This is a genomic window from Oceanivirga salmonicida, from assembly GCF_001517915.1.
In the GTDB taxonomy this organism is placed as follows: Bacteria; Fusobacteriota; Fusobacteriia; order Fusobacteriales; family Leptotrichiaceae; genus Oceanivirga; species Oceanivirga salmonicida.
Window position 1 is genome coordinate 1 of record NZ_LOQI01000153.1, and the last position, 747, is coordinate 747.

Below are 747 nucleotides of genomic sequence, written 5' to 3' on the forward strand. Positions count from 1 at the left end.
AAATGTATATACTGGCTCCAAATTTACAAAAGAATATGTTTACAAAAACTGATGTAAATATCAGTCATTTTTTGCTACATAAATTTAATTTTTTCTACTAAAATTAATAACTTTAACATTGAAAATCGTTAAAACTTTATTCTTAAATCTATTTCTTTATCAATTTTTCAAATTATAATTTCCTTATAAATAAAAAAATGAGGGTAAGGCAAGTTAAAAACTTGCCTTCTCACATAATATAGCATACCATTCAAAAAAAACACTACTCTATAATTTAAATATTTAATTTACTCAATACTTCTCCAATCTTATCTCTAATTACAAGATCAGCATAAGCATCAGAAGAAGTTTTAGTCATATTAATAATAATTAAATATTTCCCTTTAAAATATCTAACAAATGACGCTGCAGGATATACTAATAATGAAGTTCCTGCTATTATTAACATGTCTGCTTTATTTATAGCTTCCATTGTTTTAAAAATTAATTCATTATCAAGTGCTTCTTCATATAATGTTACATCAGGCTTTACTATTCCATCACATTTAATACATTTAGGTATTCCATTTGAATTATCTACATATTTTAAATCATAAAATTCACCACACAAAGTACAATGATTTCTTTGAATACTACCATGAATTTCTAACACATTTTTACTACCAGCTAATTGATGAAGTCCATCTATATTTTGAGTAATTACAACTTTTAACTTTCCCTTTTTCTCCATTTTAGCTAAACTTGTAT

1 protein-coding gene is annotated in these 747 nt (G+C 24.2%); it reads right to left on the bottom strand.

What is annotated here, in order from left to right:
• Positions 1-274 precede the first annotated feature (274 nt).
• On the bottom strand, positions 275-747 hold a 473-nt coding region (locus tag AWT72_RS08700; protein ID WP_306765442.1), incomplete at its 5' end, for a Sir2 family NAD-dependent protein deacetylase.